This window comes from Myxococcales bacterium (assembly GCA_022184915.1).
Taxonomy (GTDB): domain Bacteria; phylum Myxococcota_A; class Polyangia; order Fen-1088; family Fen-1088; genus JAGTJU01.
Genome location: JAGTJU010000003.1, coordinates 775,920 through 798,065 on the forward strand (window position 1 = coordinate 775,920; position 22,146 = coordinate 798,065).

23 protein-coding genes and 1 tRNA gene are annotated in these 22,146 nt (G+C 68.2%); 9 read left to right on the forward strand and 15 right to left on the reverse strand.

The window, feature by feature from the left end:
• The first annotated feature begins 7 nt into the window (after window positions 1-7).
• Window positions 8-1,327, forward strand: a complete 1,320-nt coding sequence (locus KA712_14780) for a hypothetical protein (protein MCG5054227.1) — start codon at window positions 8-10, stop codon at window positions 1,325-1,327.
• Between the two features lie 21 nt (window positions 1,328-1,348).
• On the forward strand, window positions 1,349-2,923 hold the full coding sequence (locus tag KA712_14785) for an HAD-IG family 5'-nucleotidase (GenBank protein MCG5054228.1): 1,575 nt from the start codon (window positions 1,349-1,351) through the stop codon (window positions 2,921-2,923).
• A gap of 8 nt (window positions 2,924-2,931) precedes the next feature.
• Here the strand turns inward: KA712_14785 and KA712_14790 are convergent, their stop codons facing one another.
• The 5 genes from KA712_14790 to KA712_14810 form a co-directional block, all read right to left on the reverse strand.
• Window positions 2,932-4,602 (reverse strand): hypothetical protein, encoded by a 1,671-nt coding sequence (locus KA712_14790; GenBank protein MCG5054229.1) that lies wholly within the window; start codon window positions 4,600-4,602, stop codon window positions 2,932-2,934.
• 65 nt (window positions 4,603-4,667) lie between these two features.
• Window positions 4,668-5,837: a hypothetical protein gene (locus tag KA712_14795; protein ID MCG5054230.1), complete on the reverse strand. Its 1,170-nt coding sequence runs from the start codon at window positions 5,835-5,837 to the stop codon at window positions 4,668-4,670.
• Between the two features lie 124 nt (window positions 5,838-5,961).
• Complete coding sequence (locus KA712_14800) at window positions 5,962-6,417, reverse strand: DUF3332 domain-containing protein (GenBank protein MCG5054231.1); 456 nt, start codon at window positions 6,415-6,417, stop codon at window positions 5,962-5,964.
• A gap of 77 nt (window positions 6,418-6,494) precedes the next feature.
• Window positions 6,495-7,079, reverse strand: coding sequence for a hypothetical protein (locus tag KA712_14805; GenBank protein ID MCG5054232.1), 585 nt, complete (start codon window positions 7,077-7,079; stop codon window positions 6,495-6,497).
• Between the two features lie 12 nt (window positions 7,080-7,091).
• Window positions 7,092-8,234 (reverse strand): beta-lactamase family protein, encoded by a 1,143-nt coding sequence (locus KA712_14810; protein ID MCG5054233.1) that lies wholly within the window; start codon window positions 8,232-8,234, stop codon window positions 7,092-7,094.
• Window positions 8,235-8,448: 214 nt separating this feature from the next.
• Between KA712_14810 and KA712_14815 the strand changes: the two genes are divergently transcribed.
• Complete coding sequence (locus KA712_14815) at window positions 8,449-10,671, forward strand: protein kinase (protein MCG5054234.1); 2,223 nt, start codon at window positions 8,449-8,451, stop codon at window positions 10,669-10,671.
• A 7-nt stretch (window positions 10,672-10,678) separates the two neighbouring features.
• Here KA712_14815 and KA712_14820 read toward each other — a convergent pair whose 3' ends face one another.
• Together KA712_14820 and KA712_14825 are read right to left on the reverse strand one after the other, a co-directional pair.
• Complete coding sequence (locus KA712_14820) at window positions 10,679-11,656, reverse strand: CHAD domain-containing protein (protein MCG5054235.1); 978 nt, start codon at window positions 11,654-11,656, stop codon at window positions 10,679-10,681.
• A 61-nt stretch (window positions 11,657-11,717) separates the two neighbouring features.
• The gene (locus KA712_14825; GenBank protein ID MCG5054236.1) at window positions 11,718-12,191 is read right to left on the reverse strand and encodes a helix-hairpin-helix domain-containing protein; all 474 of its coding nucleotides are present in this window, start codon (window positions 12,189-12,191) and stop codon (window positions 11,718-11,720) included.
• 193 nt (window positions 12,192-12,384) lie between these two features.
• On the opposite strand from KA712_14825, the gene KA712_14830 reads away from it, so the two are divergent.
• From KA712_14830 to KA712_14840, 3 genes are all read left to right on the forward strand, one after another.
• Window positions 12,385-12,840 carry a RimK/LysX family protein gene (locus KA712_14830; GenBank protein ID MCG5054237.1) on the forward strand — a complete coding sequence of 152 codons (456 nt, stop codon included), beginning with the start codon at window positions 12,385-12,387 and terminating at the stop codon, window positions 12,838-12,840.
• A gap of 33 nt (window positions 12,841-12,873) precedes the next feature.
• On the forward strand, window positions 12,874-13,776 hold the full coding sequence (gene rimK, locus KA712_14835) for a 30S ribosomal protein S6--L-glutamate ligase (protein MCG5054238.1): 903 nt from the start codon (window positions 12,874-12,876) through the stop codon (window positions 13,774-13,776).
• A 112-nt stretch (window positions 13,777-13,888) separates the two neighbouring features.
• Window positions 13,889-14,326 carry a DUF2452 domain-containing protein gene (locus KA712_14840; GenBank protein ID MCG5054239.1) on the forward strand — a complete coding sequence of 146 codons (438 nt, stop codon included), beginning with the start codon at window positions 13,889-13,891 and terminating at the stop codon, window positions 14,324-14,326.
• Window positions 14,327-14,357: 31 nt separating this feature from the next.
• Here the strand turns inward: KA712_14840 and KA712_14845 are convergent, their stop codons facing one another.
• Complete coding sequence (locus KA712_14845; GenBank protein ID MCG5054240.1) at window positions 14,358-15,524, reverse strand: LamG domain-containing protein; 1,167 nt, start codon at window positions 15,522-15,524, stop codon at window positions 14,358-14,360.
• A gap of 81 nt (window positions 15,525-15,605) precedes the next feature.
• Window positions 15,606-16,106: a hypothetical protein gene (locus KA712_14850; protein MCG5054241.1), complete on the reverse strand. Its 501-nt coding sequence runs from the start codon at window positions 16,104-16,106 to the stop codon at window positions 15,606-15,608.
• A 143-nt stretch (window positions 16,107-16,249) separates the two neighbouring features.
• On the opposite strand from KA712_14850, the gene folK reads away from it, so the two are divergent.
• Window positions 16,250-16,768 carry a 2-amino-4-hydroxy-6-hydroxymethyldihydropteridine diphosphokinase gene (folK, locus tag KA712_14855; protein ID MCG5054242.1) on the forward strand — a complete coding sequence of 173 codons (519 nt, stop codon included), beginning with the start codon at window positions 16,250-16,252 and terminating at the stop codon, window positions 16,766-16,768.
• A gap of 14 nt (window positions 16,769-16,782) precedes the next feature.
• Here the strand turns inward: folK and KA712_14860 are convergent, their stop codons facing one another.
• The 6 genes from KA712_14860 to KA712_14885 all read right to left on the reverse strand — a co-directional run bounded on the left by KA712_14860 (window position 16,783) and on the right by KA712_14885 (window position 20,546).
• Window positions 16,783-17,331 carry an inorganic diphosphatase gene (locus KA712_14860; GenBank protein MCG5054243.1) on the reverse strand — a complete coding sequence of 183 codons (549 nt, stop codon included), beginning with the start codon at window positions 17,329-17,331 and terminating at the stop codon, window positions 16,783-16,785.
• A 49-nt stretch (window positions 17,332-17,380) separates the two neighbouring features.
• Window positions 17,381-18,601, reverse strand: coding sequence for a hypothetical protein (locus KA712_14865; protein MCG5054244.1), 1,221 nt, complete (start codon window positions 18,599-18,601; stop codon window positions 17,381-17,383).
• Between the two features lie 12 nt (window positions 18,602-18,613).
• Window positions 18,614-19,909, reverse strand: a complete 1,296-nt coding sequence (locus KA712_14870) for a PEGA domain-containing protein (protein ID MCG5054245.1) — start codon at window positions 19,907-19,909, stop codon at window positions 18,614-18,616.
• A 30-nt stretch (window positions 19,910-19,939) separates the two neighbouring features.
• Complete coding sequence (locus KA712_14875) at window positions 19,940-20,257, reverse strand: PilZ domain-containing protein (GenBank protein ID MCG5054246.1); 318 nt, start codon at window positions 20,255-20,257, stop codon at window positions 19,940-19,942.
• A gap of 84 nt (window positions 20,258-20,341) precedes the next feature.
• Complete coding sequence (locus tag KA712_14880; protein MCG5054247.1) at window positions 20,342-20,497, reverse strand: hypothetical protein; 156 nt, start codon at window positions 20,495-20,497, stop codon at window positions 20,342-20,344.
• Window positions 20,470-20,546, reverse strand: a tRNA-Arg gene (locus tag KA712_14885). The genes KA712_14880 and KA712_14885 overlap by 28 nt, the downstream gene beginning before the upstream one ends.
• A 137-nt stretch (window positions 20,547-20,683) precedes the next feature.
• Between KA712_14885 and KA712_14890 the strand changes: the two genes are divergently transcribed.
• Window positions 20,684-21,085, forward strand: coding sequence for a caib/baif family protein (locus KA712_14890; GenBank protein ID MCG5054248.1), 402 nt, complete (start codon window positions 20,684-20,686; stop codon window positions 21,083-21,085).
• Between the two features lie 103 nt (window positions 21,086-21,188).
• Entirely contained in the window at window positions 21,189-22,118 is a 930-nt protein-coding gene (locus KA712_14895; GenBank protein ID MCG5054249.1) for an MBL fold metallo-hydrolase, read from the forward strand.
• Window positions 22,119-22,146: the final 28 nt, after the last annotated feature.

Below are 22,146 nucleotides of genomic sequence, written 5' to 3' on the forward strand. Positions count from 1 at the left end.
ACCTTTCGTGCCCTTCCCGAGATCTAGCAAGCGCGCGGCCCTGGCCGTGGCGATCTCGCTTGGGATTCACGTCGCCGTGGTCTTGGGCGTGATGGGCTCGGCCCTGGTACGCCTGTGGCCCCGCGCCCCGGCGATCGAGTTCGAGGTGTCGCGCACGCCGCCCACCGCGCTGCCGCTTGCCGCCGAAACCCCGGCACCCCGCCCGCAAGCAGCGCCCCCCGACGAGGAGGTGACCGCAGAGGAGGGCACGAAGCCCGCCCGCCCTCGGCGGCCGCCCCGCAAGCCCGTCGCCGACGCGGGCGCGCCCGATGGCGGGGCAGCGGACGCCGGGCAGACCCTCGACGCCGGCCCGTCGTCGCTCGCGTCGGGAGATGCGGGTACGGGGCTGCGGGCCGACGGACCCGAAGGGGCCCGCCTCGTCGTACGCCTTCGCCTCGATCGGCTTCGCCAAGCTCCGCGCAGCGCCGCGTTCGCCGCCTTGGCCGACGAGCTGCTCCTGCTCTTGCCCGATCGGCGACGGCTCCTGGAAGGAAGCGGCATCGACCTCTTTCGGGACTTCGACACCCTCGTGGTGGCCACACCGAACCCGCTCGACGACGCCGTCACGTTCTTGGGCGTGCGTCACCACCTGACCGACGACGCCCTCATGGAGTCGCTGGGCCGCGCGGCCACGGGGCGGGGGCGCCCCCTCACGTGGGAGCGCCATCGGGAGCGGCCCGTGGGCCTGCGGCCCTCGCACGCGGGGCGCGACGATCGTTTGTTCGTGCTGCCTGCCCCGGGGTGGGCCGTCATTGCGCCGGGCACATATATGCAGCTCTTGGTTCCCGAGCTGGTACCGGGCGCCGATCCCCACGCGGCTCCCGAATCCTGGGAAAGCTTGACGGGGCGCCTGCGCGGCGAAGAAGCGGTGATGCCCGAGGACGCGGTGTTGATGGCCACGATGCATGCGTTGCTCGCGGCAGATGCGGGCCAAACGATCACGGTGCCGGGCGCGGGCGCTTTGCCCGTTCCTGGCGGCATGGGGCTCTTCGTGGCGCTCGAGCCGGCCTTCGTCACCACACTGCGGTTACAGTTCTCGCGAGCCGAAGCGGCGAGAGCGTGGGCCAAAGAGATCCCTGCCTTGCAGCGCCAGTTTTCCACGCACCCGGTTGTGCTCCTAAGTGGGATGGCAGGAGCCGTGGGGCGCGTCACCTTCGAGATCGAAGCATCCCCGGAGGGCGCTGCGGACACGAATACGCTGGTGATTCGTTTTCCGATGACCTCCGACGAAGCGGAGCGCATCTTGCGACTCATCACGAACCTGGCCCGCGGCCGGCTTGCCCGCTGAGTCCGTGTTAAACTTCGTGTAGTGGCATCTTCCCTCGACGCATCCACTCCCAACGTCTCCCCCTCATCGGACGACGCCGGAGTCGACGGGCGCGTAGCTTCCGATGGATCGGCAACCGTTGGCGGGCGGGTGATGGCGCTGCTCGAAGGGCTGAGCCGTCCGAGCGAGATTCCTCGCCGCTGTCGTGTGTACGCGAACCGCAATCTTCAGCTGGATCGCGTGCGCGTGGTGGGCTTCGACATGGACTACACGCTGGCGCTTTACGACCAGCCCCGCATGGAGATGCTCTCCATCGCCGCCACGGTAGACAAGCTCATCGGCCTGCGCAACTACCCGGAGTCGATCCGCGGGCTCACCTACGACGCGCGCTTCGGCATTCGCGGCTTGGTGATCGATCGCGAGACCGGCAACATCCTCAAACCCGATCGCTACGGCTCCCCGGGACGGGCCTTCCACGGGAGGCAGCCCATCGATCGGGCCTTGTTGAATGAGCTTTACCACAAGCACCGCATTCGCCTCTCGAGCGAGCGTTTCGCCTTCATCGATACACTCTTCGCTTTGCCCGAGGCGGTGATGTACGCGTCGCTCGTGGAGTTTTTCGACGCCCGGCCCGAGCCGCGCCCGGCCTACGCACGGATCTGGGACGACATTCGCGAGTGCATCGACCTCGCCCATCGCGATGGGGCCATCAAGGACATCATCGTCAAGGACCTGCCAAGCTACATCGAGCGCGATCCGCACCTGGCCGAGGCTCTGCACAAGATGCGTTCGTCCGGAAAGAAGCTGTTTCTGCTGACGAACTCGGCGTGGGACTATACGAACCCCGTCATGAGCTACCTGCTGGACGGGGCGCTCGATGCCTATCCGGGCTGGCGCAACTACTTCGACGTGGTCGTGGTTTCGGCGCAAAAGCCCGGGTTTTTCACGGACCGTCGGCCCTTCGAGGAGCTCGATCCGGCCGGCCGGGTGGTGGGCGTGATGGGGGAAGAGCCCTTCGTGCGGGGCAAGGTCTACGCCGGAGGGAACTTGCGCGATTTCGAGGAGCGGGCGGGAGCCCGCGGCGACCGCGTCTTGTTCGTGGGCGACCACATTTACGGAGACATGCTGCGCTCTCGCAAGTCGTCGGCCTGGCGAACGGCCATGATCATCCAAGAGCTCGAGCACGAGGTGCACGTGCACGACGATCTGGTGGGCTCCATCGCGAGGCTCGAGGAGCTCGAGCGGCATCTGCGCCACCTGGATGCAGAGATCGACGAAAAACAGCACATTCTGCGATCGCTCGAAAAGCTGTCCAGCGTGGAGGCGGGCCGTGATGATCTCACCAGCGCCAAGCGGCTGGCACGCGACGTGGTCGATCGTATGCGGGGCGAGCTGCGGGCCACGATGAGCGAACACGCCGCGCTCGAGTTCAAGTTGGACGACGCGTTCAACGTGTTTTGGGGGCCTTCCTTCCGGGAGGGCCGTGAGGTGAGCAAGTTCGGCGACCAGGTGGAAGACTATGCGTGCGTCTACACCTCACGTGTCTCGAACTTCCGCTTCTATTCGCCGATGCGCCACTTCCGGGGGCCGCGCGATCTCATGCCGCACGAGCGCTAAGGCCCTCGTCAGGGGGGCTGCCGCCGCCGGCGTCGCCGCAAAAAAAGGGCGCCCACGCCCAGCAAGGCGACGGCGGCGCTGAGCGCGCCCACGAGGGTCCAGGGGTCACGTTCGTCCTGCTGCACCCGCGCCAGGGGCTCGGCTTCCTCCGTTTTGCCTTCGCGCCGCAAGCAGTACACGAGATCGGGGTAAAGGCTGGCGGTGAGTGGGGCGGCCCGCCGAGCGGGTGCGAGCGCCGCCAGCGCTTCGCCGCAGCGGTTCTCGCGCCGCCGCAGGTGCCCCAGCGCCGCGAGGTAGCGTGGGTCGTCGAGCCCCAACGTGGCGGATCGCGCGGCCACGGCGTTGGCTGAGGCGAAATCGCCCGTGGCCAGGAAAACACGGATCTGGCAGGCCGCCACGCTCGGATCGCCCGGCGCTGCGGACACGGCACGGCCGAGCGTGCTTTGGGCTTGCGCGCGCAGCCCCAGATCCAGGTATCCGCAGGCGGCCTCCGCCGCAAGGGCGCCGGGTCCTTGGGCACGCAAAGGCCGGAACGACGCCTGGAGCCCCGGGGCGTCGACGAGGTCGTGCCGCAGCAGCTGCAGCAGCAAACGTTGAGGGCTGTTCTCCGGAGGCTGGCTGGCGGTGAGCGTGTCGATGGCCTCGGCACGGCGTCCATTGAGCGCGAGCGCACTGGCCCTGATCCAAGCGGGGGTTTCCGGGGCGCCCTCGAGTGCGGCGAGCCCCACGGCATACTGGCCGGCCCCGAGCAGGGCCGCACCGCGAAGCCAGGGGTAGACGTGGGCGCAGGGGGTTTGGGGCGCCGCTGCCTCGGCCTGGGCCCGTGGATCCCCGGCGAGGAACCTGAAATAGAGCTTGGTGCGGGCCTGGCAGTCTGGGGGCTCGCCCGGGCGCACCCTCGTTGCGTAGACGTCGGCCTCGTCCTGGTCCCCCCGCTCGATGGCGCCTTTCAAGCAGGCTAGCGCTGGCTCCTGGCCCCGGTAGAGGGGGGCGGCACTGAAAAAGCGCGTGCACAACGTCTTCGTGGCGTCTCGGTCGGGCACCGAGGCGAAAAACAGGATCAGATTTGCCAGCGTGCGCGGGTCGTCCCCTCGGGAAAGCTCCGTCTGCCAGGCGTCGAGCAGGTCAGCCAGGTCGTGCTTTCCTGCGTGAAAGCGGAGGTAGTCGGCCTTTGCCGCTGCCAGTCCAGGCAGGTCGGGGCGCAGCTGCTGGGCCCGCTCGAGAAAGGCCAGCATGTCGCCGCTGCGGCCGGCGAAGTCGCTGAAGAGCGCGGCCCCCAGCTGTGCGGAGGCGGACAGGGGCATGCGCTCGGCCCGCCCCACGAGGCGAGGCTGCCAGGCAGAGAGGCGGCCCGCATGCGCCGCCAGCAACACGCCGAGCCGCATGGCGGGCACGCAATCGGGATCGAGCACCAGGGCCCGCTCGAAGGCCTCCGTGGCGTTGGCAGGGTTGCGCGTGAAGGCCTCGACGCCCGCGGCGAGGGGCCCGCGCGCCCGCTCGGTGCATGCGTGTAGCCGGGGCGGAAAGGGAGGCAGCCGCGCCGCCGGGAGGGGAGGCCCGGGGCGCCCGTGCTCGGCCAGCAGCCGGCGCTCCAGAAAATCCGAGCCCTGGGTGGCGAGGGGCCCGTCGTCTCGCAGGTAGGCGATCGCCGCAGCCACGGCCACGAGCGGCGGCAGCATGAGGGCCAGATGCACCCCGCGCGGGCGTGTGCGCCGCGCGGGCGCTCGGGGTGGGGCGGCGCCGGTCACTCGGCGGGGCAATCCACTTTCATGAACCGCCGAGGCCCTTCGCTCGGTCCCGACGCGGCGGGAACGCCCTCCCGGTAGGTGACGAAAAACGCATCGTCGACCGGCCAGGTCGAGACCAGGCCCACGGACCCCACCGAAGACGGCAGCTTCAGCTCGCGGCCCTCGCGCGCGCCGAAAATGTCGAAGAGCCACACCTCGGGGCCCTCTTTGACGCCGAACGTTACGGCCGAGCGCAGTCCCATGGAGGCCACCCCTGACACGGGTGGCTGCTGCTCGGGACCGCCAAAGCGGATGGTGCCGGCGACGAACTCGGGGATGACGCCGGTGGCGTTCGTCTCGTAATCCAGAACCCAGGTGCCCGTCTTCGTCTGCCACGACATGACGTAGCCACGAGAGCTTGGACCCATCACGGGGCATCCGACGTCATTGGTGCCGAGCCCTACATTGTAGCGCGTCAACGCGCCGTTCGAAGCACTGCCCTCTTGAATCACGATCTTGGCGTTGCCGGTGGGCGGAACCTCCACCCAGCTCAGCACCCAGTCCGTACGACTTGGCAGGAACTGCAGGCACTGCCACGAGGGCACGCCGGGCGGGAACTCGAGCGCCGGCCCCACGGGGGCTGCATTCGCGCCCAGAACCAACGTCTGAAGCTTGGTGCCTGGTTGGCTGGCCAGACCAAAGGCCAAGAGCGCCCGGGAGCCCGTCCGGGTGGAGCCCACGGCCAGGCGCACGTCACCGCTCGCAAGGCCCCGGGGCAAGGTCGCTACGGTGACCGGGGCGGCCGCCGCTTCGCCGGCCACCTGGGTCACCGCGCGCAGGGTGAGCTGCCCTTCGGCGTCGGCCGTCCCGTACACCGCCACCAGCTGATCGCCGGGGGTTGCGCGGCCCGTCAGGGCCAATTGAGGAGCGAGGGCCGTGGGCTCGGTGAGTACGAAGGTCGACGCCGCGGACAGCTCTCCGTTTGCCGACACCGGGACCCACTGCACCGTGGTCCCGTCGATGCCTGCGAGCACGAAGTTGCCGTTCGCCGCGAGGAGCTTCGCCCCCGACAAGGAGGTGGCAAGCCCCTCCGGCAACTCGCGGGACTCCGTAAAGCGGCACTTGACCGGCTCGTCCTCCCCGCAGGACGAAAGCAGAGCTCCCGCCGAGCCGAGGCCGGCAGCCATGGCAATCCAAAACCTAGCGCTCTGTATCATCTGAGACCTCGGGGAAAGCTCGATGTTAACCGAAGCGCGTCAGGGGGCGCCACAAAGCGGCCCGCCGGACCGCCCGGGTCTGCCCGCGTGAGGGTCAGAACACGCTGCGCGTCTTCACGATTTTCGCATGGGCTTCGGGGTCGGACACGAAGCGATCCGGCCCTCCGCGCAGGTCGTGCACCATGAAGCCGCCCTCGGCGCGCTGGTAACGAATCGCAGGTTGCCCGTCCAAATGAACTTCGACCTGCTCTCCCGGAAGGCTGCGGAAGGTGTAGCGGTGCCCGTCGATCTCGAGCGCGCCCGTTTCGTTGGCGGCCAGCGGGTTATCGCCGCTGAACACCTCGATGGGGTTGAAGACGAGCACGTCCACCAGGGCCGTGATGCTGTACACCGGCGCCAACACGATCATGACTGCCGAGTTGGCGAACGCGTTCTTCGTGACGCTGCCGTTCCAGCCGTAGAACTTTCGCGTGAGCGAGAACTGCCCGTAACAACCCGCCAGAAGCGAGGCGAGAGCGGTGGTAACCACGATTCCCTTGATGTGTTTCACGCCTTCAAACCAACACGCCGCACCGGGCCGGTCAAGAGGAACGTGGGTGAACACGGCAGCGCGAGGATGTGCCGAGGTCAAAGGGGCCACCCGAAGTGGTCGGCCACGCGCTTGGCCACGTCGGCGGCGTGGGCGTCGTCGGCGTCGATTCGGTGGGGCGCGGTTTCGTAAGCCGTTCGCCGCGCCTCGAACAAGGGTTCGAGGTCCGCGGGCGATGTCGGGGCAGCGGCAATGAACTCTGGATACCGTTCGGGGGCGCGGGCCCGCTCTTCCAAAAGGCGGGAAAAGCAGACCTCGAGGGGCCGCGCCAGGTAGACGAGCTCGCAGGTGTCCAGCACCAAAGCGCGGTTGAGTCCCCGTAGCAGGGCGCCGTTGCCCAGCACCAGGATCCCCGGCGGCTTGCGATGAACCACCGCCTGCAGTTGCCGGGCTTCCTCGGTGCGGCGGGCGTTCTCCCCGTGTTCGAGCTGGAGACGGGCGCAGCTCATCCCCGCGGCATGTTCCACCAACCGGTCGAGATCGGAGAACCCGAGGCCGAGCGACGCACACAGGGTGTGTCCCGTGATCGAGGTTCCCGCACCCAGAAAGCCCACGATGGCCACGGGCCGCGCGAGCGCCACGAGGGGCGCGGGATCGTAATAGTCTTGCCCGAACTCACTCACGCTCTTGAAGACCTAGCAGGTGCCGACGAGGTCTGCAGAGGGGCGCCCCCCGGTGCCATAGCCAAGTTCGGTGAGGGCCGCGTCCATCACGGCCGGTCGCAGGGCGCGAAAGCGGGGATCGTCCGTAACGTCGGGGTGAATGCGGTTCGAAAGCATCACCACGCAGGTGGCTTGCGCGGGGTCACACCACACGGAGCAGCCCGTGAAGCCCAGGTGTCCCACGGCCTGGCGGGAGATGAGGGTACCCGCTAGCGAGGCCCCGGGGCTTGGCCGATCCCAGCCCAGCGCCCAGGTGCCTCCGGCGGGGCTGCGGTGGCTCCAGAAGGCGCGCAGAGTGGGGCCTTCGATGGGGTCCTCGGACCGGGCCTGCTCGGCGTGGGCGCGCAGCAAGCTTTGCATGAGGGATGCCACGTCGGCTGCAGTCCCGAACAGGCCCGCGTGGCCTGCCACGCCCCCCATGGCCCAGGCGTTTTGGTCGTGTACCTGCCCGACGATGAGGCGTTGGCGCCAGGGGCAGCGTTCGGTGGGAGCGACCGGCGGCCGCGCGGGGCCGAAACGCAGCCGGGACAGCCCCAGTGGCGCCGCAACCCGAGACGCGAAGAGCTCGGCGAGCGAGGCCTCGTAGACCTCGCCGAGCACGTGCCCGAGTGCGATGAAGCCCAGGTCGGAGTAGAGCGTCCGGGTGCCCGGCGGTGCTGTACATGGGGTCCGGGCCACCGCATCGACCAGGGCGCGGGCCAAGCCCTGGGGCGGCACCGCCAGCGTATCTGGGGCGGTCACCAGCCCCGCGAAGAAACGCTCGTGCGCGGGCCACCCGCTGCTGTGGGTCAGCAGGTGCTCGAGCGTGAGCGTGTCAGGCACGTGCGGGAGCCAGCGGCTCACCGGATCGGAAAGCCGCAGGCGGCCCGTTGCCACCGCCTGCATCGCCAGTAAGGACGTGACCAGAGCCTTGGTAAGAGACGCCAGGTCGTAGCTGGTCGTATCCGAGACCTCTTCGCCTCGGGCGCTGAGCCTGCCGACGTTCAGCACGACCGGGCGCTCGTGGGAGGGGCCCAGCATGGCGATCGCCGCACCGGGCACCACGCCCTGCGCAACGGCGGCTTCCATTAAGCCCTGCGTACGGGGGAAGCCATGGGATGGGATCGGGGGAGCCATGGAAGAACTCCATCATGCGCCGATTCGGCAAGGCGCCCAACGCCCAGGCAGCGTCTGCAACGAACGGGTTGCCGCCCGCCCTCAGCTTTGCGCGTTATTCCGCGCCGATTCTTTGTTTTCGCGAACACGCTCTGGGCGATGTGGATATCTGTAGGTAGACTGCGCGTTCACCTGTTGCCGCCCACCCGCTGGTGTGCGCTTTATCGTTCCGTTCATGAAACTGGGCGCCTACGAGCTCCTCGAGCGTATCGCGGTTGGCGGTATGGCCGAGGTGTACCGTGGCCGCGCCGTCGGCGAAGGCGGGTTCGAGAAGCAGGTCGCGATCAAGCGCATCCTTCCGCACCTGGCGAGCGACACACGCTTCGTGGGCATGCTCGTGCAGGAAGCGCGCATCCATGCGGGGCTGTCGCATCGGAACATCGTTCAGATCCACGACCTGGGCCTGTCGGACGGGGGCGAGTACTTCATCGTGCTCGAGTATGTCGACGGCCGCGATCTCGGGGCTTTGCTGAACGTCATGAGCAAGGCGCCGCCTCCCGGAAATCGGCTGGCCGACGCCGTGGCCCTGCACGTGGCGATCGAGCTCGGGGAAGGCATTCACTGTGCCCACCAGCTCGCGAGCAGCGATGGCCGCAAGGAGGGGCTCGTTCACAGGGACATCTCCCCCTCGAACGTGCTGGTTTCGTACGCCGGCGAGGTCAAGCTCTCCGATTTCGGGCTGGCCAAGCGCCAGACCGATCACTCGGTGGTGGGCTCGCTGAAAGGCAAATTGGCGTACATGTCCCCGGAGCAGGCCCGGCGCTGGCCGCTGGACCGGCGCAGCGACATCTTTTCGTTGGGAGCGGTGCTCTTCGAGTTGCTGACGGGCCGCCGCCTGCGCGACATCGACGACGAGGCGGAGGGCTGGCGCCTGGTGGCCTCGGGTGTGATGTCGAAGGCCCGCAGTGTACGCCCCGACATCCCGGCTGTGCTGGAGCGGCTGCTGGATCGGGCGCTGGCCCCAGACCCGCAGGACCGATTCCAGGACGCATCCGTTTTCGTGGCCGCAGCGCGGGACGCCCTGGCGCAGCTCCCCCGCCCGCGTTCGGGTGAGGCCGCCGAGCTGCAGGGAGCGCTGAGGAGCTTCTTGCCGCCGGGGGCGCCCCGCCCCGAGCAGCCCCCAAGCCGGGTGATTCGGCTGCAGTCGCAGGTTCTCGGGCAGGCCGAGATCGCCATCGACATGGGGATCACTCGTCCCGCGTTGCCCCGATCGCTGCCGCGCAGTAGCTCGCAAGCGCCGACCGGCTTCGGGGCGCCGGAGGGTCACGTGTCCGACCGGACCGCCGCAGGAGCTTGGGAGGCGGGTGGCCTGCGGGCGCCGGGCATGCCACCCCCGCGGGCGCCGGAAGCAGCCTCCGGGGAAACGAGAGGACGCCGGCCCACTTTGCGCGGAACACCGCCGGTGCCATTCCCCCAGGCGCTGCCCGCGGATGTGCCGCCATCCCGGCCGGCTTCGGCGCCCCTGTCCGCGTTTCCCGCCCCCCCGCCGGGGCGCCCCCTGGGGGCTATGGCGCAGGGACGGTCGCCTGCTTCGCTGGCCGCCCGGGTGCCTGCCGACGACCTCGTTCCCGTGTCGGGCGAGCTGGCCTCGCCCGCCCGTCAGGACCGGCCCGTTTCGCCCGCCGTGTTGGCGTTGCAGCTGCCGACGCCAGGTGCACACGGTCTGCCCGTTTTGTCTTTGCCCGGAGGGGGTGGGGGCGCCGCGCGGGCGGCGTTCAGTCAGGCTGTACTGGCTGATTCCCTTGCTGCGCTGGACGCGGCTGCCGCGCGGTCGCGCCGGCCCGAGTTGAGCTTGGGAACACCGGGGCTGGACCCTGCCGCGTTGACGCCGCGGTTCGTGTCCACCGGAGCGGCCGGGGTGTGGGCGAAAGGAAGAATCCCCGGGCGGGTCCGCCACAATCTGTGGGCGCTTCTGCTCGGGCTGCTGTGTGCTGCGGCGCTCGGCGTTCACGTGTTCGTGACACCGCTCGGTGTGTTGCTGCGCTGGTGGCAACCTGCGAAGTTGGTGGTGCAGTCCGTGCCAGAAGGGGCGCAGGTCACTTTGGACGGCGAGCTGCTTGCCGCGCCCACGCCGACTTTCGTCACGATCGACCGCGATCGCAAAGATCACGTCATCACGTTGACCAAGCAGGGCTTCGAGCCGTTCGTCGGGACGGTCCGTTTGGATCGGGCGGTGCGGTTGTCGGTGAAAGCCACGCTTACGGCTTTGCCAGGTCTTCAGTTCGAAAAGCTCCCCGAGCCGCCTGAAGCGCCTGCGCCTGCGGAGGCCATGGAACCCGATCCTCTGGCGCCGGCTGCGGCCGCGGCCGCTCTCGAGGCGCCGCCGCCGCCCAAGGCCAGCCTTGCGAAGAAAAAGAAGAAGCGTCGCAAGCTCGAGCGAAAGCGGGCGCGCCGCTAAGGGCCCCTCACGCTTCAGGCTGCGCGGCCGGCCGCCCGTCCAGGGTGGTGAGCAGAGCCTGGCCCTGGCGCAGCATCCTCACGAGGGCAGGCCGTGCCCCGTACACCTCTTCCATGAGACGACCTCGCGCCTCGCGCACGGGGCGCAGCGCCGCGGGGTCCGAGAGCAAACGCTTTGCGTGCGCGAGCAACACGGTGTGGTCCTGAATCAGCCCGAGCTGATCCTGAAAACCACGCGCGGTCTTGACGATGGCCTGGCTCGCGCGCACGTGAGGCCCAGGCAGCGCGCCCAGGAATTCCAAGGTGTAGCGCAGCTTCTTCATGGCGAGACGAAGCGCGTGAAAGCCCTGGGCACGCTTCGGGCGTAGCGCCTCCACGTGGTGTTCCACCCGCTCGAGCTCGCCGCTCAACATCTCTGCCAGGGCGGGTCCCGCGGCAGGAGAGAGCCGGAGCTCCTGATCGAGCGCGGGGGCTACGAGCGCGAGCGTTCGCAGGGCCTTGGGCAGCACGCGCCGGCGCAGCCGTCCGAGTGCGGAGACCGTGAGTTCTTCCCTTTCGTGTGCGAGCGTCACCGCCACGTCCTGCAGGGCGGGGGTGTCCGTTGAAAAGCTGTCCGACAGGGCGCCGATGACCTCGAGGTCGCGCAGCGTGCCCAGCCGCTTGAAGGCCCGCTTGACCTGCTTACGAAGTTTTTTGCACGCGCGGTGCGCGTCGCCCCCTGGCAGCACGGCGGTGGTCGCCTGAAGGGCCGCGGCCAAGCGGCGTGAAGCCACGCGGAAGTCGTGAACGGCCTCTTCGTGCGGAGTGCCGTCCGCTCGGGTCAAGCGCTGCGCTTGTGTGCCGTACGCGCGCACACGGTCGGCGAGTGCATCGGCCAAGGCGATGCCGGGCGTCTCCGCTGGTGGCCGCGGCGCGCGCGTTCGGCGGGGTCGCTTCTGTGGGGTTTTCGTGCGGCGCATGGCCATCTTCGTAAACAAGGATGCCACGCCATTCCGACCGACGCAGTACCTCCGCAGGCAACAGGCCCGGGACCCCACCGCGCGTGTCCTATCGAGGGGCCGTCGCTCCCTTCGTGGGGGGGGATCTTGGCGGAAGGGACGTGGGGGGCGCTTCATGCTTTCCGGGGTGGTTTGCGGGCCCTGTCGCGTCCGCGTCCGGGCAGACGCAAGCGGCTCCCGCAGGCGCTCCGAGCTGCGTGGGGGCTGTCACCGTGAGGAAAGGGCGCAGCCGGCTGACCGTCTTGGCCCCGAACCCCTTGACGCGCACGAGCTCGGCCACTGTCCGAAAGGGGCGGTGGCGCCGATGCTCCAGGATCTTGCTTGCTTTCGAGGGACCCACGCCGGGCAGGTGCTGAAGCTCTTCCATCGTGGCCGTGTTGAGGTTGACGAGCCCCACGAAAGCGTCGCCGCTCGCCGGCCGCGCGCCCAGGACAAGCACGAGAAAGCCTGTGAGCAGGGCGACGCCAGGGTGCACGTGGTTACACAACCGAGACCAAAACTTTGCTTTGTCGTTCGCGTCCATGATGCGGTTATCGCCACGACTTCGCCGAAGTTGCGTCCCTCCTCGTGGGCCATCTTGCGTCCGTTCGGCACCCGCCTTACGCTTGCACCGGGGTTCCAGGAAGCGTTCCTTGTCAACGGGCAACAAAGCGAAGACAGGGCCACGTCCGCCCGCCCTCCCCCGAAGGCCAGCCCGTTCGCCCGGCAGGGTGCGCTTGCTGCCCCTCGTCGGGTGGCGCGAATGGGTGACGCTGCCGGGGCTCGGCATCGGGCGCATCAAGGCGAAAGTGGATACCGGGGCCCGCAGCTCGAGTCTGGACGCCCTCGACGTCCGCATCGTTCGCGTGGGTCGCCATCGAGACGTGCACTTCTCCGTACCCTACGACCGGGAGGGAGAGACGCACGTCGTGGCCTGTGCGTCGCGGCTCATCGATGAGCGGTGGGTCACGAGCTCTGACGGGCGCCGGGAGTTCCGCCCCGTGATTCAAACCGAGATCAGTCTGCACGGAGCCGTGTGGCTCATCGAGGTGACATTGACCTCGCGGGCCGTGATGGGCTTCCGTATGCTGCTTGGCCGCGAGGCCCTGCGGAGCCGGTTCCTGGTCGATCCTGGCCGATCGTTCTTGGCGGAGCGGCGGACACAGCGTTTGCGAAAAGTTTCGTCGCCTTGAGGGGTGACCCCGTTTTATGAAGGCCCTCGTCTCATGAAGATTGGCATCCTGTCGCGTAAATCGTCGCTCTATTCCACCCGCCGTTTGGTCGCCGCGGGCGTGGCCCGGGGGCATGAGGTCCGTGTGGTGGACTACTCGCGGTGTTACATGAACATCACCTCTCACAACCCGCAGGTGCTGTTCGCTGGTGAGCACCTGACCTTCGATTGCATCATCCCGCGGATCGGGGCGTCGATGACCTTCTACGGAACGGCCGTCGTGAGACAGTTCGAAATGATGGGCGTCTTCGCGGCGAACGAGTCGCAGGCGATTTCCCGTTCCCGTGACAAGCTCCGCGCTCTGCAGCTGCTGGCGCGAGCGGGCATCGGGTTGCCCGTTACGAGCTTCGCGCGCTCCACGAAAGATATCGGGGGGGTCATCGACATCGTGGGTGGGGCGCCTCTCGTGATCAAACTTCTCGAAGGAACGCAAGGCAAGGGCGTGGTGCTTGCGGAAACACGTCAAGCGGCCGAGTCGGTCATTGCGGGGTTTCGGCAACTGGACGCCAACATCTTGGTGCAGGAGTTCATTGCGGAGGCCGGCGGGGCCGACATTCGCGCGTTCGTCGTGGACGGCAAGATCGTGGCCGCGATGAAGCGGCAGGGGCCCGAGGGGGAGTTTCGCTCGAACCTTCACCGAGGGGGTACGGCAAGCGCCGTGAAGCTCACACCCGAAGAACGGACCACGGCCCAAAGAGCGGCAAAGCTGCTGGGACTGCGCGTGGCCGGTGTGGATATGCTGCGTTCGAAGCACGGCCCCCTCGTCATGGAGGTGAACTCCTCACCCGGTCTCGAAGGCATCGAGCGCGCCAGCGGCAAGGACGTGGCGGGCGCCGTGATCGAGTTTCTCGAAAAAAACGCCCGCTTCGGCGATACGCGTGACCGGATCAAGGGCTGAGCGCTCTGGCTGCCAAAACGGCGCGCCGACGAGGCCATCTGGCGCTGCTTCGACGCGGCAGGCATCCTAGACGAGGAGGCCCAGCGTCGGGCGATACACCAAGACATCACCCATGACTACCGAAAAAGAGAAGCGATACGAGGGCGACAACTTCAACGGATCCACGGCGTTGTCGCCCTACCCCACGTCACGACTGTCGCCGGTCATCGAGCTCGTGGACGTGGCCCGCCAAATTCAAGACGCAGACCTCATGCTGGGCGCCGTGGCTGCGGGCAAGCTGAAGCTCATCGCTGCTCAGATCAAGAGCTTACAGAAGCAAGCCCAAGAGGTGCTCGAGAAGGCACAGCTCGATGCCGAGCTCCACCGGACCGAGTGCCGCTTCGAGCGCCGCCCGGGACAGATCTACCATCGCTACGAACGGCAGGTGGGCACCTGCTTCTTCTCGCTCGTCGCGCCCGAGGAGTGGGGCCCGTCGCCCCCGGCCGCGTACGTGGGCTCGTATCGGCTCGAGCTGGACATGTCGTGGACGCGGGTGGACCTGGCGGGTTGACCCGCCGTCGTCCGCGTCCCCGTGCATGGGCTCAGGGGGGCTTGGCCTCTGCGAGGCTACGGATCTCAAGGTCGCGGAGGGCGCCCGCGTAAACCTGGAACGTATCGAACGAAGCGTCAGCGTACTCTGCGGAGGTGGAGTCACCCGCAGACGCCCCCACGAAGAGGGGTGACGTCGTGGCCACGGGGCTCGCTTGCCCTGTCACCAAGGCCGTGGCCACGGAGGTGCCGTTGACGAACAACTGAAGCACGAAGCCGTCGAAGGTGACCGCCACGTGTGTCCAGGTCCTCAACGGAAGGACGACGCTGGGTCCGACGCGCCAGGAGCCCGCACGCACGAAGATGCTTCCGGTCGTGTCGAGATCGAGCTGAAACACCACGTTCTGGAAATCGTCCGTCGGACGAGCGAAGTAGGTCTTCCGCCCGGGCTCGAGGCGCCGATAGACCCAAGTGGCCACCGTCCAGGCACCATTGGTGGCGTTGAGCGAGGGTGACGCGGCGATGGTGCCTCGATGCTGCCACTTGAAAGCGGTGGCGATGCGCCCGCCCTCGTCGTGGTTCAAGACGTCGCCGTTTTTGCAGGGGGTGTCACACGACAACGCCAGGTGGTTCCCATATCCCGAGCGATCGAGGACCAAGGGGGTGGTCGCCCCAAGGTCGAGGTCCACCACGATGCCGCGCAACGCGGGCCAGCTGACGCCCCCCGCTCCCGCGTCCGCCCCACCACCCGCGCCGCCTATCCCTGCATCTACCACGAGGCCGACGCCCGCCTCTCCTGCGAAGCCGCCCGCCTCCCCCGCGAAGCCGCCCGCTGCGGCCCCTCCCGCTGCGAAGCCGCCCGCTGCGGCCCCTCCCGCTGCAAAGCCGCCCGCTGCGGCCCCTCCCGCTGCAAAGCCGCCCGCTGCGGCCCCTCCCGCTGCGGATCCGCCCATGGCCGTGCCCCCGGCGCCGTTTCCCCCGGCGCCCGTTCCCGCGTCATCTCGTCCCGGGGCTCCGCCGTTGGGCAGGGGCGGCGAAGCGCCCCCCGTGGGGCCGTCGGCGCTCGGGGCTGCGTCCCCGGGCAAGCCTCCTGGCGCGGTGTCGGGGGCGGGTTCCTCGGCACCGTCGTACGCGGGGTTTGGCACCTGGCATCCGTCGAGGGCCGTGGCTGCCCCCACGAGCGACAACACGAACCACGCGAGCCGCGGCGACGAAAGCACGACCGGGAGAGCATCGGCGGTCAGGTGCCGAGTCTTGAGCGCCGGCCCGTCGAGGACGCACCGGCGCCCGGCGTGGCGCGCTCAGCCCCGCGGGGCGCAGAACTTCGCGCGGCCTATCGCTTTCGGATCGAGCGAGCTGCTCCCGCGCTCGCCGACCAAGCGGCAGTCGTAACCGTCCCGGCAGTCCCCGCCGTCGCTGCAAGAGAGGGCGCAGTAGCGCCGTTCGCTCGCGCGGGGGGCGCAGAGGCCGCTTTCGAGGCAGAGCTCGTCAGCCGCACAATCGTCCGACCCGAAGTCCTCGGTTTTGGGGTCGCAGGGCTTGGTCAGGTACATCGAAGGGAAGAACCGCACGCAGATCGCCTCGTCCGGGCACGAGGTCCGGTCGCAGCCCTGAACCGTGCAATAGCCGCCCGGCTGGGAGATGTCGCAGGCGCGTGACCCCTCGATGCTGCAATCGATGCTGGTGGTGCAGCTGTCGCCGATCTTGTTGCCGCACGCGCCGAGCCCCAGGAGCGCGAGCGCCGACCACAACGCGCCCGAAAGCACGAAACCAAGTCGGGAGGAGGTCGAGATGAGCGGCACCTGCCCGTTTTAGCCCCGGAAGGCGGTTGCCGCAACCGTGGCCGCGGGGGGCCGCTCTGCGCGCGGAACAGAAGCGACAGGCCGGGCCCTTTTTCCCCGCCTGAACCTCGCCATGGCCTTCGCTGCCGCATAGCCTGCGGGCGATGTCCGACCACGCAAAGGACGCGTCGCGCTTGCACGAAGCCTACCTCGCCCTGGGTGCCAACCTGGGCGACCGGCTCGGTAACCTGAACAAGGCCTGTGAGCGGCTCCTGGCCTCGGGGGTTCGGATCGAGGCGCGTTCCCCCGTCTACGAAACCGATGCCGTGGCCAAGGAACCTCAGCCGCCCTACCTCAATGCGGCCCTGCGCGTTGCAACCGTGTTGGCGCCCGAGGCGTTGCTGCGTCTTGTGCTCTCCATCGAGCGGAGCCTCGGGAGAAACCGCGACACCGCTGCGCGATGGGCCTCCCGCGCCATCGACATCGACGTGCTCCTTTACGAGGATCAGACGAGCGACTCGCTTTTCCTGGAACTCCCCCATCCGCGGCTCCTCGAGCGGCCTTTCGTCCGCGTCCCGCTGGCAGAGGTGGCTCGCTCCGGCCTACGTCACCCGGTGTCGGGAGAGCCGCTCGACCGCAGCCTGCCTCACCCGGGGGTCAGGCTTTTCGACGGCCGCCTCTAGCACGGCCGGACCCGTCAACGCTTGTTGACTTCGCCGCGACGAAGTTTGCGGTAAAGGTCGAGGGCCTCCCGAATGACGGTGAGGGCCTCGTCCGGTCCCAGCAGGTCCTCTACCTCGACCATCTTGTTCTCGAGGACTTTGTAGTCCTGAAAGAAGCGCTTGATCTCGCGGCCCACGTGCGCCGGAAGCTGCTTGTGGCTGCTGTAATCGGACACAGCTGGGTCGTGCACCGACACGGCGATGATTTTGTCGTCGAGGCCCTTGTCGTCACGCATGCGCATGAGCCCGATGGCGCGCGCCTCGACGACCACCAAGGGATCCACCGGCTCTTGGCCCAGCACCAAAGCGTCGAGCGGGTCGCCGTCGTCGCAAAAAGTGCGTGGAATGAAGCCGTAGTTCGCCGGGTAGTGGACCGCGCTGTACAGCACGCGGTCGAGCCGGAGAAAGCCGGTTTCTTTGTCCAGCTCGTACTTGTTCTTGCTTCCCTTGGGGACCTCGATCACCACGGGAAACGTGTCTTCGACGATCTTGTCGTCGACATAAATGTCGTGCCAGGCGTGCACGTCCCGAAACTAGCACGAAAAAGCCCGAGGTCTTTGTTTCAAAAAGCACTCAAAGCGCTTCGAGCAGCTGCTTCACCTCGGCTTCCGCGGGCTTGCCTCTCGGCGTGTAGCCGAGGGTGCCAGGGCCTCCGTAGCCGTACCAGTTCCACACGTAGAGCCCCGCCAGGGTGCCGCCCTCGCTGAAGGCCAGGCGGAAGGCCAAAAAGGCGCGCCGCTGCTCGTCCAGGTCGGGCGTGCCTCCGGCTGTCTCATCCCACGGCGTGGCGCTGGCGCCGGCGCGGGAGCGGTAACCGAGCTCGGTCAACAGCCAGGGCTGTTTCCGGGTCGCAGCCCACGCTTCCAAGGTTCCACGCACCAGCCGCCAGCGCGCGGCCAGGCTCGCCACGTCGGCGGGCCCGTCGGGCTTGCGCAGATCGAAGTACCCCGTGATCCCCGCCTCATCCACCAGATCCAACACGCCTGCGTCCCGGTAGTGATCCCAATTGGCCGAGTACACCAACGTGCCGGAAAACACGGCGCGGACACGGGTGATGAGAGCGCGCCACGCGTCCACGTGACCGTCGAGCGTGGAAAGTTCGCTGCCCACCACCAGGCGGCTGGCGCCCGTGAAGCTGCCCAGTGCGGCCAACGATCCGAGAAGCTTCTCGTAGCTTTTGAACCAAGCGGCTTCATCGGCCGGTGCCAGGGTGCCGCGCCACTCGGTGGGCGTGCGGGGGCGTTCGAGACGTACGATCGGAAACAGGGTCACCTCGAGGCCCTCCCGGCGGGCCAGTCGGGCGGTGTCGGCGACCACCTCGAGGCTAGGCGAGTAGCGGGTGTGCAGATAGAGCGACGTCGAGGCGCCGTGCTCCTGATAAATCGGGACGATGAGCGCCACGTGGGTGGCTCCCAGCGCCGCGATCTCGGCGAGTAAGGGTGCGTAGGAGAAGCTCACGTCTTCGGCGAAGAGGCCGAGCGCCACCCCCTTTTGCCTGCGGGGCGGTCCCCACGTGGCAGGCCCCTGCCGCGCGGGCGGCTCGGGGGGCTCCCGCGCCGGTGACGCCTCGGTGTCGGCATCCGTCCCGGGAGGCGGCCACCCGGGAGGAGATCCGTGGCCTCGCAGGGGGGCCGCGAGCGGCCTCGGATCGGGAGCGCTCGGGGCGCTGGGCAGTCCTTGAGGCGGGCGGGAGGCCCACAGCGCCCCGGAGGCCATGGCCCACAGCGCCGAAGCCAGGCCAAAGCCCAGGATCCGACGCGTCCATGCAACGGGCTTTCCTGCGGCGGGGGGCATGGGGGTGGAGAGTCAGAACCGGGCGTTGACGTCGATGGTGTCGCTTCGGCGCGGCTGGTCGACGATGACCGCCGTGGCGATGGCGCCGGCGACCGCGGCCGCGATCAGCCACCCCCACCAGGGCGCTTTGCCCGTGTTGGGGCGCCGAACGGCGGCGGGTTCCTTGTAGGTTTGTGCGAGGCCGGTCTCCGTATCATTTCGCACCTGCGGAAGGCCCGGGCTGCCCTTTGCGGCGCGGCCATCTTTGCCTACCGGCGCCAGGACGCCCGGACGGCCGCCCGCGGGCCGGGCGGACTTCGGTGTCTCGCGCGCGGCCAGGGCCTCGATACGTCCCGTCTCTGCGTCGAAAGCCGACTCGATCACCTCCTGCGCCAAGGCCCCACGCTCGGCGTCGAAGAACCGTATGCGTAGCCCACTGTCAGCGGTGCGAAGCAAAACCAAGGTGTCGACGCGCGCACCCTGGGCAAGGCGCGCCAGCGTGCCCTGTCGCTGAGCCAGGTCTTCCTCTTCGGACAAGATGCCGAGCGCATTCACGGCAAGGTCGGTGCGATCGTGGCGCAGGTCCGTCAATCTGAAGACGGTTCGTTCGGGCCTGGACTCGGTGAGTTCAAGGCGCCGAAACGCTTTTTTGTAGCCGTCTTTTTGGATCTCCACGAGCAGCTCTCCGGGGGGGACCTTCAAGGTGCGTGGGGTGGCGCCTTCGCTGTGGAAGTTCAGGATGATCTGCGCGTTCGGGGGTTCACTGTCTACCTGGAGTTCGACGCTGGGTGGGGCGGCGACCGCGTTGGCGACGTGGGCATCCCAAAGCTCCTGGGAAAGCGCGTCGGGCTTCATCCCAACCAGCGCGCGGAGGCGGCGTGCGGCCCGGTCCCGAGGCTCCGCACGGCCAAGGCTTTCTTCACAAGCCACGAGCACCGTGTAGATGCGCTTGAGGGGGTCACGGTTGTCGTCGACCGACACGGCGTTGAGGGCCACCTCTTCGGCTTGTCGGGCCAAAGGGATGGCCTCGTCGCAAGCGCCCAGGTTCCGCTTCGACTCTGCTTCGTCGACGAGCCGGCTCATCGCCGCGAGCGGCGCTTCGCCGCTCGCGAGGAGGCGCCGCATGGTGGGCTCCGCGATCGGGGAGACGCCGGGACGAAGACGCGCGTACTCACGTTCCGCTTCATCCACGACGGCGGCGGGCAGCGCGGGTCCTGACAGATTGACGACGGCGAAGCGAACCTCGTCGGCGTGGATCGAAGGCGAGGCGACCCACACGGCCGCGGCCAGCACTCCGGCGAGACGATGGGGCAGGTCGAGCGTTTTCAACAGCTCGAGTTTACGACCTCGCGGCGCTCGTCACGACTGAAAGTAGCGGTTCAGGGCCCAGACCTCGCGGGCACGGAGTCCGTCCCAGCGAATGCCCATGCCGCAGATGCCGTCGCCGGGCTCGATCCAGCGGACCTCGCCCGACACTTCGATGAGCTCCGGCTGGGTCGGCACCCGGAACTTCACGACGAGCGGGGCAAACACCGACAGAGGCTCCTGGGTCTCCACGAACATGCCACCCAGCGAGACGTTGCGGGAAACCGCGGTCAGACGCGTCGAACCCACGAGGATCTCGACTTCCAGGCGCCGGTCGTATCTGGGGTCTGTGCGCCGGAAGTGCTCTGACAATTTCGGTGTCTCCGCGGCGGTCTTCGAGGATGGGCCCGACACCATTTGAGTGTAAGGCAGGTCGCGGGCGCGAGCAACGAGCCGCTAACAAAGAAAGCCTCCCGCGCTCTTCATGAGCCTTCTTCGCTGGAGGCGGTGTGAGGCGAGCACGCAGAGATCGACCGCCGGCAGGTCGGCGGGCTCGTGCTGCCGTTCCCCTGCGGGAACGGGCTTGGTGGGCGCGGCGAGATTCGAACTCACTACCCCCGGCTTCGGAGGCCGGTGCTCTATCCAGATGAGCTACGCGCCCAGAAAGAGGCATCCTCTTTACTCCGGGGGGCGACAGCGCGCAAGGGCGGCCTGGCGTCTGCCCCATTTCCCCGTCGCCCTCCGAATTCGGAACGTGCCGCGGCCTCGGCCGCCTGCGGCCGGCTATAGTGCGCCGCCATGGATCTCGAGGAATTCCAGGCCGCCCTCGCCACGCTCCGCGAACAGGTGCTCGGCCCAGGAGGCAATCAGGCCAGCCTCAACTGCGAAGCGTGCGAGAACTGCGTCCGGTGCATGTTCTGTACGGGTTGCGATGATTGCTACCACTGCACGCACTGCGAGGCGTGTCGCGGCTGCACCGAGTGCTCGCATTGTCTGCGCTCGGGGGGCTGCCACGGCTGCTCTCACCTGATCGATTGCGAAAGCTGCCACGGCTCAGCGTACCTGGTTTCCTGCGCGAACTGCTCGGAGTGCACGTACTGCCTGGGGTGCGTGGGACTCCAAAACAAGGAGTTCCACATCCTAAATCAGCCCTACACACGCAGCGAGTACTTCGCCATCCTGAAGGGCCTCGGGCTCTGACGTAAGGCGGGGTGGCCCGGTTTTGCCCGTCGGGCCCGCTGGGTGGTAAGTTTGCCTTCGTGCAGTCGCGCTGCCCGTTGTCTTTCGTTCCGGCGAGGCGCCCGTGAGGGTGCGCTTTTGGGGCGTGCGCGGCTCCGTGCCGGTGCCAGGGTCGGGCACGGTTCGCTATGGCGGCAACACGTCTTGCGTCGAGGTGGAGTCCGGGGGAACCCGCGTCATCATCGACGCAGGCACGGGCCTGAGACGCCTGGGCAAGCAGCTCGTGCGCGGCACGCCCTCTGAAGGAAAGGGCGATGCCCATATCCTCATCAGCCACACGCACTGGGATCACATCCAGGGGCTGCCTTTTTTCGCTCCCCTCTATCAGGCGGGCAACCGCCTCAACATTTACGCCCGCAAGCGCGACGACCTGCGGTTGCGCACCGTCCTTGCGGGACAAACGGAAGCTCCCTACTTCCCGCGCCCCTTCGATACCGCACGCGCCGAGGTCGACTTCTGTGAACTGCCCGACAATCACCGCTTCGAGATTGCCGATGTGAGGGTGACCACGGCCCAGCTCAACCACCCCTACGTGGCCACGGCGTACGCGCTCGAAGCCGGTGGGCGCAAGGTGGCCTACGTCTCCGATACGGCGCCGTTCGAGAAGATCTTGTTCGGGGAGGAGTTCATCGCCAGGCCCCCGGCCGATGACGAGCCTCTGTCATCTTCTGATCAAGCCCATCTCGCCCGGCTACGGCAGGGGGTCGTGCGGCTGTGCGAGGGGGCCGACCTGGTCGTGTACGACACGATGTTCACAGACGCCGATTACGAGCGCTCTCCCCACTTCGGGCATTCGCGTCCCGCCGACGCCATCGCGATTTGCAGGCAGGCTGGCGCCAAGCGTCTGGCGCTCTTCCACCACGCGCCCGAACGCACGGACGAAGAGGTGGATCGCATGCGGGACGAAGCGCGCGCCCACGCTGCCCGACACGCACCGGGGCTCGAAGTGGTGGCGGCCTTCGAGGGCCTGGACGTGGGGCTGGGGCCCACGTGAGCGCAGGGAGCGAAAGCATGTGGAGGCA